Source organism: Variovorax xiamenensis (genome assembly GCF_050916385.1).
In the GTDB taxonomy this organism is placed as follows: domain Bacteria; phylum Pseudomonadota; class Gammaproteobacteria; order Burkholderiales; family Burkholderiaceae_C; genus Variovorax.
Map to the genome: position 1 here is coordinate 5,019,321 of NZ_CP139038.1, position 15,458 is coordinate 5,034,778.

The window sequence follows — 15,458 nt, forward strand, 5'->3', positions numbered from 1 at the left end:
ACGAACATGACCTTGCCGAAGACCTTGCCCCGCCTCGCGCTCACCGCGCTCATCCTCTCGATGAACGCCGCGGCCGCCCTGGCCGCGACGCCGACCACGCCGCCGACCGCCACGCAGAGCGCCGCCAAGGCCGTGCCCGGCGCACCGGTGCCCGCGGGCTCACCGCAGCAGACCGGCCCGGTCCACTTCCAGTTCGCCATCTACTACGCCAAGGCACCGGCCACCGACCCGATGGCCGCGCTGCGCGGCGTGCTCGGCAAGACCGGCGGCAGCCCGAAGCTCCAGGCCGCGATGCCGACGCCCTCCTCCGTCAACGCGCCCGTGGTCTTCGCGAACTGGAACACCACCACGGTGCTGAAGGAATACCGTGCGCCCGACATGGAGTCGCTGCAGCGCTTCGGCCGCGGCATCTCGCGCGAGCAGGCGGAAGCGCTGCAGAAGGCGGACAAGGCGCTGATCCTCGATTTCGCGCACCCCGTTCAGCAGTCCGCGGCCGCCATGCAGAAGGCGCTGCAGGTCACCCTGCAGGTCGCGCGCGACACCGGCGGCCTCGTGTGGGACGAGGAGACGCGCGAAGTCTTCTCGCCCGACGAATGGCAGAAGCGGCGCATCGACACCTGGGCCAACGGCCTGCCCGACGTCTCGCAGCACATGACCATCCACGCCTACCGCAGCGGCGAGATGGTGCGGGCCATCACGCTCGGCATGGGCAAGTTCGGCCTGCCCGACGTGGTGGTGAGCGACTTCTCGTGGTCGAGCAACCGCTCGATGGGCAGCCTCATCAACGCCTTCTCGCAGGCGATGGCCGAAGGCATCACGCTGGCGAAGCCCGGCCAGTTCGACATGGACCTGCGCGCGCTCAGGCACGCAGCGGCGCGCGACCCGATGCTCACGGGCCTGAAGCCCAACGCCGCGGCAGTGGCGAGGCTCTCGCTGGTCAACGGCACCTGGGAGAGCGGCGATCCGCAGAACAGGCTCTACGAGATCCGCTTCGACCGCTACAAGGGTCCCGACCGCTATGCGCAGCAGACCGCCATGCTGGTCTCGGTGTTCGGCGCCGACGAAGACTCGGTCACCCGCCTGAAGCACAACGACGAACTGCTCGCCGCCAGCAAGGCCGCCACCGCGCAGTTGCCCAAGCTGCGCGAGGCTTTCGCCAAGGGCCTGCAGCCGGGCGAATACATCCTCGTGAAGGCCCCCTTCACCACGACCGGTGGCGGCAACGAATGGATGTGGGTCGAGGTCACGCGCTGGAACGGCGATGCCATCGAAGGCCTGCTGAGGAACGACCCGGTCGACGTGCAGGGCCTGCACGCGGGCCAGATGGTGAAGGTTTCGCAGGCCAAGGTCTTCGACTACATGCGCCGCTACCCCGATGGCCGCCAGGAAGGCAACGAGACCTCGAAGATCATCGCGCGCATGCAGGGCGCGAAGAAGTAACACCGCCACCTGCGGCGGCGGACGGCCCGCCGGGAATGACGACGGTGAAGGCGCATCCCCTTCCGCCCGGCGCCGGCGCGAGCCCGATGGTGCCGCCCATGCGCTGGCAGGCCTGCCGCGCGATCGACAGCCCCAGCCCCGTGCCCTGGGCGACAGTGGCCGAGCCGCGATGGAACCGCTCGAACACCAGTTCGTGCTCCTGGGGCGGAATGCCCGGGCCGCTGTCGACCACCGACAGAACCAGCCCCTGCGCCTCGCGACGCAGCGTCACCACCACCTGCCCGCCGGTCTCCACGTACTTCACCGCGTTGTCGAGCAGGTTGCGCAGCACCGATTCGAACAGCGGCACGGGTAGCTCGAAGACGAGGCTGTCCGTGGATTCGAGCATCAGCTCCAGCCGCCGCAGGTCGGCGTCCCTCGCGGCCTGCGCCAGATGCCGCCGCGTGAGCTCCGCGACGTCGATGAACTGCGTCTCGGGGCGCTCGCCGCCGTCCATGGTGGCCAATTCGAGCAGTTGCTGGATCAGGTGCGAGCCGCGCGCGATGGCGTGCGCCAGGTGCTGCGCGGCCTCCTGCCGCTCCTGCGGATCGGTCGAGCGGGAAAGCACATGGGCCTGTGCACCGATCACCGCCAGCGGCGTGCGCAACTCGTGCGCCGCGTCGTTCACGAACGAACGCTCGCGCTCGACCTTGCCCCGCAACTGCGCGAGCAGCCCTTCGAGCGCCTTCACCAACGGCTCCAGCTCGGCGTACTTCGGATCGAAACCCAGCGGCGACAGGTCTTCCGCGCTGCGCAGCTTGATGCGCTCGCCGAGCTGCCGCAACGGCTTGATGCCCTGCGCGGCGGCGATCCACACCGGCGCGAGCACGAAGGGAAACGCGATCAGGAAAGGAAGGAAGAGCGAGCTGCCGAAGAAGCCGATGAGCCACGGTATGCCCGAATGCGGTTCGCCCAGCCACACCTGCCAGCGCGCGCTGCTGCCCTCGTACAGCCAGTAGCGCTGGCCGCCGAGCGTCACGTCAACCATCTTGTCGTTCTCGCCGCGCAGCGCGAGGCCTTCGACCTCGGGCGAGACGTACAGCAGGCGCCCCTCGCGGGTCTTCAGCTGGAAGACCACGTTGCCGGGCAGGCCGCCTTCCTGGCGGCGCAGCTCGTTAATGATCCGACCCGTGCCGTCGAGCACGCCGGCCGCGACATCTTCGTTCTCGATGACGGCCAGCGCCGCGTTGATCTCGCGGCCGGCGCGCACCACGTTCGAATCGGTGTTCATGCTCATGCTGAAGCTCACGAACATGTAGACCACCAGCGCGACCCATGCCAGCGAGAAGGCGAGCAGCAGCGACAGCGCCACGCGCCGCACCAGGCTGCGGCGGAACAGCCACATCATGACGCGAGCATGTAGCCGACGCCGCGAACCGTCTTGATCCGCTCCGCGCCGATCTTGCGGCGCAGGTTCGACACGTGCACCTCGATCGCGCCGAAGTCCACAGGCTCGCCCAGCGGGTCGAGCCGCAGCGACAGCGTGCCCTTCGGGATCACCGCGCCGGGCTCGCGGGCGAGCTCCAGCACCAGCTGGAATTCGCGCGGCGACAGGTCCAGCGTCAGCCCGCCCAGCCGGGCGACGTGGCTGCGCGGCTCGATCTCCAGGTCGCCGAAGGACCACACGTCGCTGGCCTGGTGCGCATAGCGCCGGCGCACGGCATGGATGCGCGCCACGAGCTCGGGCGTGGCGAAGGGCTTCACCACGTAGTCGTCGGCGCCGCCGTCCAGCCCCGCCAGCCGGTCTTCCAGCGCGGAGCGCGCGGTGATGACCACGATGGGCACCGTCACGCCCGAACGGCGCCAGCGCGAGAGCAGCTGCAGGCCCGAGCCGTCGGGCAGGCTCACGTCGAGCAGCACGCAGCCGCAGGCATCGCCCTCGAAGGAGCGCGGGGCGTCGGCGATGCGGCGCAGCCACTCGATGCTGAAGCCCTCGGCCTTCAGGGCCTGCGAGAGGGCGCGGCCCAGGTCAAGGTCGTCTTCGATGAGCAGGAGATGCATCGCCCGGATTGTCCGGCGGGAACCTTAAGCATTGCCAAAGGTTCGGAGGCGAACAATGATGCGCTCCTCCCTCTTTTTCCTTCTTCCCGGTCTCCCGGGCCGCCGCCCGCGCGCAAGAGTGGCGGCCAGCGCAAAACGGAGTCGCACAGAGTGAACACCGCCTTCGCAACCCTGCTCGTCGCCGCCGCGTTCCTGTCGGCGTGCGGCAACCACGATGCCGGCCCGCAGCCGGCGGCCCCGGGCCTGCAACAGCGCGCCGACGCCGTGACGGGCCATGTCACCGCAGCGGACGGCGACTTCGGCGGACCCGGCCTGGCCGGCGCCAGGGTGCTCTTTCCGGTCGGCGCCGACGCGAAGGCGATGACGGCCGTGATCGCCGCGCGCCTGGTCGAACGCGGTGCCCTGCGCTGGAACACGCGCATCGCCGAGGCCCTGCCCGAGCTGCGGCGCATGATGCTGCCGGCCTATCGCAACGTGACGCTCGAAGACCTTCTCGCGCATCGTGCCGGCCTGCCGGCCTTCACCACCGAAGACGAGTTCCGCGGCTTCCTGGCCGTTCTTCCGGAGGCCGTCCCGGCCGGCGCCCTGCCCACTACCGATGCCGGGCGTCGCCTCTTCTTCGCGCGCTGGCTGGTGCGGCAGCCGCCCGCGGGCGAGAACACCGGTTTCCTGTATTCGAACGCGGGCTACGCCCTCGCGACCACGATGATGGAACGCGCCACGGGCCTGAGCTACCGCGCGATGTTCGAGCAGGAGCTGGCCCATCCGCTCGGCATTGCCGGCACCTGGCGCGAAGCCGACGCGCGCGGCCCCTCCAGCCCGCAGGCCTGGCTCGACGCGATCATGCCGGCCGGCCGCTTCGCCACCACGGCCTCGACCTACGCGGGCTGGCTGCGCTGGCACCTGCGCGCATTGCAGGGCGACTCCACGCCCCTGCCCTTCGGCTACGTGGAGCGCCTGCGCGGTCTCTCGCCCGGCAGCTATGCGCTCGGATGGACGGGCGCGCTCGTCCAGGGACGGCCCGTGCTTCGACACGCACGCGGCGCCGAAGCCTCGCTGGCCGAGGCGCAATCGGACGCCGTCATCGACACCGACGGCGGCAGCGCGAGCTTCGCGCTGTCGCTCGCCGGCCAGGGCAGCGACAGCCCGCGTGCCTCCGCGATGCTCGACAGGCTCATGGCCGGCCTGAACAGCGACGCGCCCACCGCCAAGCCGCTCTTCGCGCAACTGCGCTGCCGGCTCAGCCGCTGCAGCTTCGTGATGAGGTTGCGCCGCATCGCGTGGCTGCAGGCGCTGCTGCGCTGAAGCAAACGACGCGACACGACGCAACGCAGCGCGACGAACTGGCGCAAACTGGAGACCCGCCCGATCACCGAGGAGCCCCGATGCGCATCCGCGAACTCGCCGCCGGCCTGCAGTTTCCCGAAGGTCCGATCGCCATGGACGACGGCTCCGTGCTGCTGGTCGAGATTGCGCGCGGCACGCTCACGCGGGTGCGCGCCGACGGGCTGGTGCAAGTGGTCGCCGACCTGGGCGGCGGGCCGAACGGTGCGGCCATCGGCCCCGACGGAGCCGTCTATGTCTGCAACAACGGCGGCTTCAGATGGCACACCGAAGCCGACGGCTGCCTGCGGCCCATCGGGCAGGCCGAGGACTATTCGGGCGGACGCATCGAGCGCGTGAACCTCGCCACCGGCCGCGCCGAGCGCCTGTACGACATGATCGACGGCGGCGCGCTGTGCGGCCCCAACGACATCGTGTTCGACGCGCAGGGCGGGTTCTACTTCACCGACCTCGGCAAGGTGCGCGAGCGCGACATGGACCGCGGCGGCCTGTTCTACGGCCATGCCGACGGCAGTGCCGCCGGCGTGATCGCGCGGCCGGTGATGACGCCCAACGGCATTGCGCTTTCGCCCGACGGCGGCACGCTCTACTACGCCGAGACCGAGGGCGCCCGCGTCTGGGCCTTCGACATCACCGCGCCGGGCCGCGTGCGCAAGGACGGCTGGCCCTCACCGCACGGCGGCCGCATGCTCTGCGCCTCGCCGGGCGGACACTACCAGCGCTTCGACTCGATGGCGGTCGACGCGCTGGGCAACCTCTGCGTGGCGACACTGCTGCACGGCGGCATCAGCATCGTGGCGCCCGACGGCAGCACGGTCGAACACGTGCCGCTGCCCGACCGCTACACCACCAACATCTGCTTCGGCGGGCGCGAGCGGCGCACGGCCTACGTCACGCTCTCTGGCAGCGGGCGGCTCGTTGCCATCGACGACTGGCCGACACCCGGCCTCGCACTGAACTTCGAGGCTTAGGAAACGACCTGGTAGTACAGGTTCTGCGGATGCCGGGCCTGCGCGAAGAAGAACCAGCGCTCGGCCAGCAGCCCCGGCGCCTGCACCAGCGCAGCGAGCAGCCAAGGCAGCACACCTGCGCCGGCAATGCCCCAGACCAGCAGCAGCATGGGCAGCACGAAGGCCAGCAACTGGAAGCCCAGCTTCATTTTCTTCAGCGCCGCCAGAGACGCGCCATGGAAGAACTCGCGCGTGTTGAACGAGCCGGCCGACATGCCCATCGACTTCTGCACCAGCTTCTGCGTGCGGATGCCCGTGGCGGACTGCAGCGTCGACTTGTGGCGAATGCCCGCGTTGCGCCTGAGCGCCGTGCCGCGCGCGGCCCACGCAGCGAGGGTTGCGACGAGCGCATACGGCCCGAACACCTGCACGAAGCGAGACTCGCCGGCCAGCGCCGCCATCGCGCAAGCCAGCACCAGCCCCGAAGACAGACCGATCAGCGTGAAATTGACGATGGTCAGTGGATGCGCCCATTCCTCGATGAAGCGCAGGCAGGCGTAGATCATCGCCGTGCAGTACCAGAGCAGCACGGCGCCCCACAGCGCGAACAAGGGCAGCAGCCACGACCACGGCGCCCCCATGCCGGCCCGCAGCGACAGCCACCACACCGCCACCAGCGCGATGAAGGCCGGCAGCACGATCACCTCGCGCGACATCCACGAGGTGCGCCACATCAGCACCGCGCGCCATGCACGCGTCTTGCGGCCCAGGTGCATGAACGAGGCGGCGAGTCCTGCCACGAGAAGCACTTCGGCCACGCCCAGCGCCAGGCCAAGGAAACCCGGCGCCAGTTCGAGCCCGAAGAGCACCGCCAGCGCGAGCGCGAACACCAGCCCCTGCGCAGCGCCGGCCAGCGTGGTGAAGAAAAGAATGGAGAAGGCGGGATGCATGCGGCTTATTCCTGTGCGTCCTGCCCTGCGGGCGTGATGCGCCGTGGCAGGTAGCGGTTGGCCGGGCTGGTCTCCCACTCGGGCATGAGCTGGTAGCCGCCGCGCTCGCGGATCGCCTTCGACACTTCCGAGTCCGGGTCCTTCACGTCGCCGAAGAGCCGCGCGCCGGTCGGGCAGGCCTTCACGCAGGCGGGCTTGCGGTCTTCCTTGGGCAATTGCTCGTCATGGATTCGGTCCACGCACAACGTGCACTTGGTCATGACCTGGCGTTCCTCGTCGAGCTCTCGGGCGCCGTAGGGGCAGGCCCATGCGCAGTACTTGCAGCCGATGCACTTGTCGTAGTCGACCAGCACGATGCCGTCTTCCTTGCGCTTGTAGCTCGCGCCCGTGGGGCACACGGGCACGCAGGGCGGGTCTTCGCAATGCAGGCAGCTCTTGGGGAAGTGGATGGTCTCGGTGACCGGGAACTCGCCGGCCTCGTAGGTCTGCACGCGGTTGAAGAAGGTGCCGGTGGGGTTGGCGGCGTAGGGCCGCTCATCGGCCAGCGGGCCCGCGCTGCCGGAGGTGTTCCATTGCTTGCACGAGGTCACGCAGGCATGGCAGCCGACGCAGACGTTGAGGTCGATGACCAGCGCGAGCTGCTTGGCGAGCGTCTCGCCCTGCTCGGCGCGCCGGCTGCCGCCCGCGGGCGACGGCACGAAGGCCGGAGCCGGCGCCATCAGGTCCTTGAGCCACTGCATCATTTCCGCGCCCTCCCCGCGAAGTAGGTCAACACGCTCGCCGCCTTGCCGAGCACGCCGGGCACCGCCGGCATGCTCGCCATCTGCGGATAGCTCTCTTCAGGCTCGCCCGGTTCGGCCGGCCGTATGCGCACGCGCACGTCGTACCAGCCGGCCTGCCCGGTGATCGGGTCGGAGTTGCTGATGGTCCCGCTCGCGGTGCCTGCGCAGGGCAGCTCCTCGCTGATCAGGTGGTTCAGCAGGAAGCCCTTGCGCGCCTCGTCCGCGCCCGGCGCGAGCTGCCATGCACCGTCGGCCTTGCCGATGGCGTTCCAGGTCCACACCGTGCCGGGCTCCACCGCCTCGCTGTGGCGCAGCATGCAGCGCACCTTGCCCCAGCGGCTCTCCACCCAGCACCAGCCGCCGTCGGCGATGCCCGCGGCTTGCGCGGTCACCGGGTTCACATGCAGGTAGTTGTGGCTGTGGATCTGCCTGAGCCAGGCGTTCTGGGAGTCCCACGAGTGGTACATCGCCATCGGCCGCTGCGTGAGCGCGTTGAGCGGAAACGCTTCGAGGTCGGTAGCCGCTTCTTCGAGTGGCGGATACCAGAAGGGCAGCGGATCGAAATATGTGTCGATGCGCTCGCGCAGCGCGTCGGGCGGCTGCCGCCCCGGGCTCTTGCCCTGCGCGGCGAGCCTGAAGCTCTGCAGCGTGTCGGAGTAAAGCGCCAGCTGCACGGGGTCGTTGCGCTGGCGCCAGCCCTTGTCCTTCGCGAAGTCGAGGTACTCCCGGTTCCAGTTGCGCATGAAGTGCATGGTCTCGGGCATGTGGTACTGGAACACGCAGTTGTTCTTCTCGTAGGCCTCCCACTGCTTCGGATTGGGCGCGCCGCGCAGGTGCTCGGTGCCGTCCTTGCCGCGCCAGCCCATGAGAAAGCCGATGCCCGGCTGCGGCTCGAAGTTGACGATGAAGTCGGGGTAGCCGCTGTACTTGCGCCCGCCCTCGGGCGTGGTGAAGGCCGGAAACTTCAGCCGCGAAGCCAGCTCGATCAGCACCTCCTGGAACGGCTTGCACTGCCCCGTGGGCGGCACCACCGGAATGCGCACCGAATCCACCGGCCCGTCGAATTCGGAAATGGGCCGGTCGAGCATGCCCATCACGTCGTGCCGCTCCAGGTAGGTGGTGTCGGGCAGCACGAGGTCGGCGAATGCCACGGTCTCGCTCTGGAAGGCGTCGCACACCACCAGGAAGGGGATCATGTGCTCGCCTTTCTCGTCCTTGCGGTTGAGCATCTCGCGCACCGCCATCGTGTTCATGCTGGAGTTCCAGGCCATGTTGGCCATGAAGATCAGCAGCGTGTCGATGCGATACGGGTCGCCCTTCACCGCGTTGGTGATCACGTTGTGCATCAGCCCGTGCGCCGACAGAGGGTGCTCCCAGGAGAACGCGTGGTCGATGCGGATCGGCGAGCCGTCGGGGTTGATCGCCAGCTCGTCGGGGCTGGCCGGAAAGCCCAGCGGCGCGGCGTTGAGCGGCGTGTTCGGCTGGATCATGCCGGGGTCGTTGAACGCGCGGTAGTTCGGCACGATGTGGCGCGGGTACGGCGCCTTGTGCCTGAAGCCGCCCGGCGCGTCGATGGTGCCAAGCACGCTCATCAGCACGGCCAACGCACGCACCGTCTGGAAGCCGTTGGAGTGCGCCGCCAGCCCGCGCATTGCGTGGAAGGCCACGGGGCGCGCCTGCGTGGTCTCGTGCTTCTTGCCCCACGCGTCGGTCCACGGGATCGGCAGCTCGAAGGCCTGCTTCAGCGCCGTCTCGCCCATCTCGCGCGCCAGCTTGCGGATGCGCGCCGCGTCGATGCCGGTGATGGCCTGCGCCCATTCGGGCGTGCAGCTCGCCACGCGCTCGCGCAGCAGCTGGAACGAGGGCGCGACGCGCGTTCCATCGGCCAGCGTGTAATGGCCTTCGAGCGCCGGATCGCAGCCGTCGGCAATGCCTTCGGGATACGCGGGCTTCACGCTGCCACTGGCCTTGTCCCACACCAGCTTGTTGTGCGGGTTGCGGCCGTCGCCCGGCGGGCCGCGCTCGGGATCGAAGGCGAACAGCCCCTCGCGCTCGCAGTCGTCGAGCACCACCAACTGCGGCGCGTTGGTGAAGCGCTTGAGGAAGGCGTGGTCCACCAGCTCGTTGCCGATCAGCTCGTGCAGCAGCGCCATGAACAGCGCGCCGTCGGTGCCGGGCTTGATCGGAATCCACTCGTCGGCGATCGCCGAATAGCCGGTGCGCACCGGGTTGATGGAGATGAAACGACCGCCAGCGCGCTTGAACTTGCTGATGGCGATCTTCATCGGGTTACTGTGATGGTCCTCGGCCGTGCCGATCATCACGAAGAGCTTGGCGCGCTCGAGGTCGGGGCCGCCGAACTCCCAGAAGCTGCCGCCGATGGTGTAGATCATTCCCGCCGCCATGTTGACCGAGCAGAAGCCGCCGTGCGCCGCGTAGTTGGGCGTGCCGAACTGCCGCGCGAAGAGGCCCGTGAGTGCCTGCATCTGGTCGCGCCCAGTGAAGAGCGCGAACTTCTTCGGATCGGTGGCGCGGATCTTGGCGAGGCGATCGGTCAGGATGTCGTAGGCGCGCTCCCAGCTGATCGGCTCGAACTCGCCCGCGCCGCGTTCGCTGCCGGCCTTGCGCAGCAGCGGCTGCGCGATGCGCGCGGGCGACACCTGCTTCATGATCCCCGAGGAACCCTTGGCGCAGATCACGCCCTGGTTCAGCGGGTGGTTCGGGTTGCCGTCGATGTAGCGGACCTCGGGGCCCTTCTCGCCCTCGCGCAGGTGCACGCGGATGCCGCAGCGGCAGGCGCACATGTAGCAGGTGGTGGTCTTGACCGTGGTGTCGGCCGTGGGCGTGGGCGCGACCAGCGGGTCGTGCACGGGCTCGCGAGACAGGAAGCTGAACACTTGGCGGTCCTTTGTTTTCAGGCGGGGTTCGCTCGATGGTATGCAGCCTCGATCAAACGAAAAAGCAGAGAATATCGCTCACCATGACCGGAAAAACAGATCAGTCCTCCAGCCAGCGCCTGCGCCTCAACCTGCGGCAGCTCGAGGTGTTCGTCGCCACGGCGCGCGAAGGCAGCACCCGCGCCGCGGCCGACCGCATCGCGCGCTCTCAATCGGCCGCGAGCAGCGCGCTGGCCGACCTGGAGTCTTCCGTGGGCGTGCAGCTCTTCGACCGGCTCGGCCGCCGGCTGGTGCTCAACGAGAACGGCCGCGCGCTGCTGCCCAAGGCACAGGCGCTGCTCGACCAGGCGGCCGAGGTCGAGGCGCTCTTCAGCGGCGAGCATGCGGCGCCGCTGCGTGTGGCGGCCAGCTTCACCATCGGCGAATACCTGCTGCCAGAGCGGGTTTCGACCTGGACCGCGCAGCATCCGCAGAGCCAGGTGCACCTGCACATCGCGAACACGCACGACGTGATCGAGGCGGTCGCGGGCTTCGACGTGGACGTGGGCTTCATCGAAGGCCCGCAGACGCACCCCGACCTCGTGGTGCGCGCCTGGCGCGAGGACGAACTCGTGATCGTCGCCGCGCCAGGCCACGAGCTGGCGGGGCGCATCGCCACGCACAGGCAGCTTTCGCAAGCGACGTGGGTGCTGCGCGAGCACGGCTCGGGCACGCGGCAGGTAACGGACGCATGGCTGATCCAGAACCTGGAGCAGGTGCACGTGGGCTTCGAGCTGGGCAGCACCGAGGCCATCAAACGGGTGGTGGCATCGGGCACCGGGCTCGCGTGCCTCTCGCGCTACACGGTGGCGCAGGCGCTGGAAGACGGGCATCTGGTCGAGCTGCGCACGCGGCTGCCGGCAGGAGTGCGGCGGCTCGCGACGGTGATGCATCGCGACAAGCTGCTGGGCCGCGCAACGGCCGACTTCCTGCGCCACTGCGGCGCCATCGTGCCGCGCCGCTAGGAGCCGTCAGCCGGCCGCTCGCAGCACGCGCGCCGTGTGCCGCGCGATCACGGCTTCTTCATCGGTGCGCAGCACCCATGCACTGACGGGGCTCTCGGCCGTCGTCAGCCGCGCAGCGCCGCTGCGGTTCGCGGTGGCATCGACATCCACGCCCATCCATTCGCAGTCTTCGAGGATGCGTTCGCGCAGCGCGGCGCCGTTCTCGCCGATGCCGCCGGTGAACACGATCGCATCGACTCCACGCAACGCCGCCGCGAGGCTGCCCATGTGCTGCACCACCTGCTCCGCAAAGTGGCCGATGGCTTCCGCCGCGGCAGGCTCGGCGGAAGCCTCCAGCACGCGCATGTCGCTGGACACGCCCGAGATGCCGAGCAGCCCCGATTCGCGGAACAGCAGCGCCTCGACCTTGTCGGCCGACATGCCCTGCGAGCGCATCAGGTACAGCACGACGGCCGCGTCGATATGGCCGCAGCGCGTGCCCATCGTCAGGCCGTCGAGCGGAGAAAAAGTCATGGTCGTCGCGACCGATCGGCCCTGCGCGATGGCGCACATCGACGCGCCGTTGCCCAGGTGCGCAACGATCACGCGCCGCTGCGCCAGTTCGGGTGCGATGCCCGCGAACTGCGCGACGATCGACTCGTAGGAAAGGCCATGGAAGCCGTAGCGCCGCACGCCAGCGTCGTGCAGCGCGCGCGGCAGCGCGAAGCGGCGGTTGATCTCGGGCTGCACCGCATGGAAGGCGGTGTCGAAGCACGCCACCTGCGGCACGCCGTCGAACGCAGCCATCGCCGCGCGCACGCCCGCGAGGTTGTGCGGCTGGTGCAGCGGTGCCAGCGGCTCCACCTGCGCCAGCGCATCGAGCACGGCCGCATCGATGCGCACCGGGGCCACGAAGTCCGCGCCGCCATGCACGATGCGATGACCGACCGCGGCGATGCGCCCTCCTCCCGACTGCTTCGCATGCCAGTCGAGCAGGGCCGCGAGCGCGCCCTGGTGCGAGGCTTGCGCGCCTTCGAGCGGCGTGTCGTGCAGCGTCTGCCCCTCGCCGTCGCGCACGCGCAGCCGCGCCTTCAGGCCCGCGCCGAGCCCGTCGGCCTGCCCCGACCAGCGCGCCGCCGGCAGCGGGGCATCGCCATCGCCTGCCGCGTCGAACAACGCGACCTTGATGGAAGACGAGCCCGCGTTGAGCGTCAGCAGCGAACCGGTCATGAAGTGGCTTGAGTTCAGACGTAGTCCTTGTACTTGTCGAGGAATCGTACCGGCTTCGACAGCGCGTCGCGGCGGAAGGGGTCGCCCAGCTCGCGCGTGCACATGATCTCGATCACGCAGGTCTTGCCTTCGTTCATCTGCATGTCGATGGCCTTCTTCAGCGCCGGGCCCACGTCCTCGAGCCTGTCGACCACGATGCCTTCGGCGCCCATGGCCTTGGCGATGCCCGCGAAGCTCTCGCTCTCGAGTTCGCCGGCCACGAAGCGGCGGTTGTAGAAGTCGACCTGGTTCTTCTTCTCGGCGCCCCACTGGCGGTTGTGGAAGACCACCGCCGTCACCGGGATGTCGTGGCGCACCGCCGTCATGATCTCGACCATGCTCATGCCCCATGCGCCGTCGCCGGCATAGGCCACGGCCGGGCGGTCGGGCGCCGCGCACTTGGCGCCGATCATGGTGGGCAGCGAGTAGCCACAGTTGCCGAAACTCATCGGCGCGAAGAAGCTGCGCGGCTCCTCGAAGCGCAGATAGCTGTTGGCGATGGCGTTGATGTTGCCGATGTCGGTCGAGACCATCACGCGCGGCGGCATGGCCTTCTCGAGCTCGCGCAGCACCTGGCGCGGATGCAGGTAGCTGCCGCCAGTGGGCGTCTTCTCGCCCTTGGCTTCCTCGATGGCGTCGAGGCTGAACTGGTCGCGCTCATGGGTCCACTCGTCGAGCTCTTTCTCCCACGCGGCCTTCTCGGCCTTGATCTTGTCGGCGCGCTCGGCCTTGGTGGCGTCGCAGGCCAGCGTCTTGCCCTGCAGGCGCTTGAGCAACTCCTTGGCCGTGGCCTTGGCGTCGCCGTGGATGCCCACGGTGATCTTCTTAACCAGGCCCAGGTTGGTGTGGTCGGCCTCGACCTGGATGATCTTGGCCTCCTTGGGCCAGTAGTCCATGCCGTGCTGCGGCAGCGTCCCGAAGGGGCCCATGCGCGAGCCGAGCGCGAGCACCACGTCGGCCTGCGCGATCAGCTTCATCGCGGCCTTGGAGCCCTGGTAGCCCAGCGGGCCGGCCCACAGCGGATGGCTCGCGGGGAAGGAGTCGTTGCGCAGGTAGCCGTTGGCCACTGGCGCGCCCAGGCGCTCGGCGAGTGCCTTGCACTCCTCCACCGCATCGCCCATGACCACGCCGCCGCCCGAGAGGATCACCGGGAACTTGGCCGAGGCCAGCAGTTCGACGGCCGCATTCAGGCTGTTCTCGCCGCCCGCGCCGCGCTCCACGCGCATCGGCTTCGGGATCTCGCACTGGATCTCGCCGTAGAAGTAGTCGCGCGGAATGTTCAGCTGCGTGGGCCCCATCTCGGAGATGGCGCGGTCGAAGCAGCGCGCCGTGTACTCGGCCATGCGCTTGGGGTTGTTCACGTGGCCCTGGTACTTGGTGAACTCCTGGAACATCGGCAGCTGGTTGGCCTCCTGGAAGCCGCCGAGGCCCATGCCCATGGTGCCGGTCTCGGGCGTGATCATCACGACCGGGCTGTGCGCCCAGTAGGCGGCCGCGACGGCCGTCACGCAGTTGCTGATGCCGGGGCCGTTCTGGCCGATCACGAGGCCGTGGCGGCCCGACACGCGCGCATAGCCGTCGGCCATGTGGGCGCCGCCCTGCTCGTGCACCACCGGAATCAGGCGGATGCCGGCGGGCGCGAAGATGTCCATCGCGTCCATGAAGGCCGAGCCCATGATGCCGAAGATGTCGGTCACGCCGTTGGCGACCATGGTTTCGACGAAGGCCTCGGAGGGCGTCATCTTCTGCACGCCCTTGACGGCTTCGCGGGTGGGTGCGGCGGGTTGCTTCTGGCTCATGGAAGGCGTCTCCTGAAGGGATGTGGCTGTGGGTTGAAGCGCGAAAAGTCGGAACTTCTTGTTCCGGAATTCGTTTCGGCGGAATATAGGACGCCATCCGCCTTGCGTCAAACAATTTACAAAAATCGGAACGTCTTGTCTCTTTTTTTGTGAAACGCATATGATCCGCGCCATGAAAATCGTCAAAGGCCTCACTCCGGAAGCGCAGGAACCGGCGGGCGACACGCCCACCATGCGCCTGTTCGCGCTGCTCGAAGTCATGGCCGCGAAGGACCAGCGCTACTCGCTGCAGGGCCTGGTGGAAGAAACCGGCCTGCCCAAGCCCACGCTGCACCGGATGCTCCAGCAGCTCGAAGGCGCGGGCCTGCTGCAGCGCGAGGGTGACGGGCGGCACTACGGCATCGGCACACGGCTGCGGCGGCTGGCCGAGAACCTGCTGCTCAACGACAGCCTGCACGGCGCGCGCCACACGGTGCTGCGCCAGCTGGTGGAGGAAATCGGCGAGAGCTGCAACCTCACGGCCCTCTCGGGCAGCGAGGTCGTCTATCTCGACCGCGTGGAAACCGCCGCGCCGCTGCGCTTCTACCTGCACTCGGGCTCGCGCGTGCCGGTGCATTGCTCTGCCAGCGGCAAGATCTTTCTCTCGCAGATGAGCGCGGCGCAGCGCCGCCGGCTGCTGTCGCACGCGCCGCTGGAGCCTTACACGCAAAGGACGCTGACCGACCCCGAGGCGCTGGAGAAGGAAGTGCAGCGCGTGCGCAAGGACGGCTACGCCATCGACCACGAAGAGTTCCTGCCCGGCCTGCTGTGCATCGCCACGCTGGTGCCCTCGGGCGACGACGCGCCCTCCAATCTCTGCATCGCGGTGCAGGCGCCGGTGATGCGGCTGGACGCCGCCAAGGCGAAGACGCTGCTGCCCGCGCTGCAGCGCGCCGCGCAGGCACTGAGCCGCATCGATGCCGACGCGGCCTCCGACCGCGCACTGGCCTGAATCGAACCCATAT

General features: G+C 69.0%; 12 protein-coding genes. 5 read left to right on the forward strand and 7 right to left on the reverse strand.

Annotated features, from left to right (window positions below):
• The first annotated feature begins 6 nt into the window (after positions 1-6).
• Positions 7-1,440 (forward strand): DUF2314 domain-containing protein, encoded by a 1,434-nt coding sequence (locus tag SFB74_RS22910; RefSeq protein WP_432726577.1) that lies wholly within the window; start codon positions 7-9, stop codon positions 1,438-1,440.
• Here SFB74_RS22910 and SFB74_RS22915 read toward each other — a convergent pair.
• Positions 1,409-2,827, reverse strand: coding sequence for a sensor histidine kinase (locus SFB74_RS22915; RefSeq protein WP_432726578.1), 1,419 nt, complete (start codon positions 2,825-2,827; stop codon positions 1,409-1,411). The genes SFB74_RS22910 and SFB74_RS22915 overlap by 32 nt on opposite strands.
• The gene (locus SFB74_RS22920) at positions 2,824-3,480 is read right to left on the reverse strand and encodes a response regulator (RefSeq protein ID WP_432726580.1); all 657 of its coding nucleotides are present in this window, start codon (positions 3,478-3,480) and stop codon (positions 2,824-2,826) included. Before SFB74_RS22920 ends, SFB74_RS22915 begins: the two co-directional genes overlap by 4 nt.
• Positions 3,481-3,630: 150 nt before the next feature.
• Here SFB74_RS22920 and SFB74_RS22925 point away from each other — a divergent pair, with 150 nt between their 5' ends.
• Entirely contained in the window at positions 3,631-4,785 is a 1,155-nt protein-coding gene (locus SFB74_RS22925) for a serine hydrolase domain-containing protein (protein WP_432726581.1), read from the forward strand.
• An 80-nt stretch (positions 4,786-4,865) separates the two neighbouring features.
• Positions 4,866-5,795: an SMP-30/gluconolactonase/LRE family protein gene (locus SFB74_RS22930; RefSeq protein ID WP_432726583.1), complete on the forward strand. Its 930-nt coding sequence runs from the start codon at positions 4,866-4,868 to the stop codon at positions 5,793-5,795.
• On the opposite strand, the gene SFB74_RS22935 is transcribed toward SFB74_RS22930, so the two are convergent.
• Genes SFB74_RS22935 through SFB74_RS22945 form a run of 3 tightly spaced genes read right to left on the reverse strand, consistent with a single transcriptional unit; the run spans position 5,792 to position 10,403 of the window.
• Positions 5,792-6,724, reverse strand: coding sequence for a dimethyl sulfoxide reductase anchor subunit family protein (locus SFB74_RS22935; RefSeq protein ID WP_432726584.1), 933 nt, complete (start codon positions 6,722-6,724; stop codon positions 5,792-5,794). The genes SFB74_RS22930 and SFB74_RS22935 overlap by 4 nt on opposite strands.
• Positions 6,725-6,729: 5 nt before the next feature.
• Positions 6,730-7,467, reverse strand: a complete 738-nt coding sequence (locus SFB74_RS22940; protein ID WP_432726585.1) for a 4Fe-4S dicluster domain-containing protein — start codon at positions 7,465-7,467, stop codon at positions 6,730-6,732.
• The gene (locus tag SFB74_RS22945) at positions 7,464-10,403 is read right to left on the reverse strand and encodes a molybdopterin-dependent oxidoreductase (RefSeq protein ID WP_432726586.1); all 2,940 of its coding nucleotides are present in this window, start codon (positions 10,401-10,403) and stop codon (positions 7,464-7,466) included. Before SFB74_RS22945 ends, SFB74_RS22940 begins: the two co-directional genes overlap by 4 nt.
• 83 nt (positions 10,404-10,486) lie before the next feature.
• Between SFB74_RS22945 and SFB74_RS22950 the strand changes: the two genes are divergently transcribed.
• Entirely contained in the window at positions 10,487-11,407 is a 921-nt protein-coding gene (locus SFB74_RS22950; RefSeq protein ID WP_432726587.1) for a LysR family transcriptional regulator, read from the forward strand.
• A gap of 6 nt (positions 11,408-11,413) precedes the next feature.
• Here the strand turns inward: SFB74_RS22950 and SFB74_RS22955 are convergent, their stop codons facing one another.
• On the reverse strand, positions 11,414-12,616 hold the full coding sequence (locus SFB74_RS22955; protein WP_432726588.1) for an acetate/propionate family kinase: 1,203 nt from the start codon (positions 12,614-12,616) through the stop codon (positions 11,414-11,416).
• Between the two features lie 14 nt (positions 12,617-12,630).
• Complete coding sequence (gene xsc / locus SFB74_RS22960) at positions 12,631-14,454, reverse strand: sulfoacetaldehyde acetyltransferase (RefSeq protein WP_432726589.1); 1,824 nt, start codon at positions 14,452-14,454, stop codon at positions 12,631-12,633.
• Positions 14,455-14,614: 160 nt separating this feature from the next.
• Here xsc and SFB74_RS22965 point away from each other — a divergent pair, with 160 nt between their 5' ends.
• Positions 14,615-15,445 carry an IclR family transcriptional regulator gene (locus SFB74_RS22965; RefSeq protein WP_432726590.1) on the forward strand — a complete coding sequence of 277 codons (831 nt, stop codon included), beginning with the start codon at positions 14,615-14,617 and terminating at the stop codon, positions 15,443-15,445.
• The last annotated feature ends 13 nt before the right edge of the window (positions 15,446-15,458 follow it).

Excerpts from the sequence above, each read along its gene's own strand:
- xsc (WP_432726589.1), bottom strand. The coding sequence starts at position 14,454 with ATGAGCCAGAAGCAACCCGCCGCACCCACCCGCGAAGCCGTCAAGGGC.
- SFB74_RS22930 (WP_432726583.1), top strand. The coding sequence starts at position 4,866 with ATGCGCATCCGCGAACTCGCCGCCGGCCTGCAGTTTCCCGAAGGTCCG.
- SFB74_RS22915 (WP_432726578.1), bottom strand. The coding sequence starts at position 2,827 with ATGATGTGGCTGTTCCGCCGCAGCCTGGTGCGGCGCGTGGCGCTGTCG.
- SFB74_RS22910 (WP_432726577.1), top strand. The coding sequence starts at position 7 with ATGACCTTGCCGAAGACCTTGCCCCGCCTCGCGCTCACCGCGCTCATC.
- SFB74_RS22965 (WP_432726590.1), top strand. The coding sequence starts at position 14,615 with ATGATCCGCGCCATGAAAATCGTCAAAGGCCTCACTCCGGAAGCGCAG.
- SFB74_RS22955 (WP_432726588.1), bottom strand. The coding sequence starts at position 12,616 with ATGACCGGTTCGCTGCTGACGCTCAACGCGGGCTCGTCTTCCATCAAG.
- SFB74_RS22935 (WP_432726584.1), bottom strand. The coding sequence starts at position 6,724 with ATGCATCCCGCCTTCTCCATTCTTTTCTTCACCACGCTGGCCGGCGCT.
- SFB74_RS22940 (WP_432726585.1), bottom strand. The coding sequence starts at position 7,467 with ATGATGCAGTGGCTCAAGGACCTGATGGCGCCGGCTCCGGCCTTCGTG.
- SFB74_RS22950 (WP_432726587.1), top strand. The coding sequence starts at position 10,487 with ATGACCGGAAAAACAGATCAGTCCTCCAGCCAGCGCCTGCGCCTCAAC.
- SFB74_RS22920 (WP_432726580.1), bottom strand. The coding sequence starts at position 3,480 with ATGCATCTCCTGCTCATCGAAGACGACCTTGACCTGGGCCGCGCCCTC.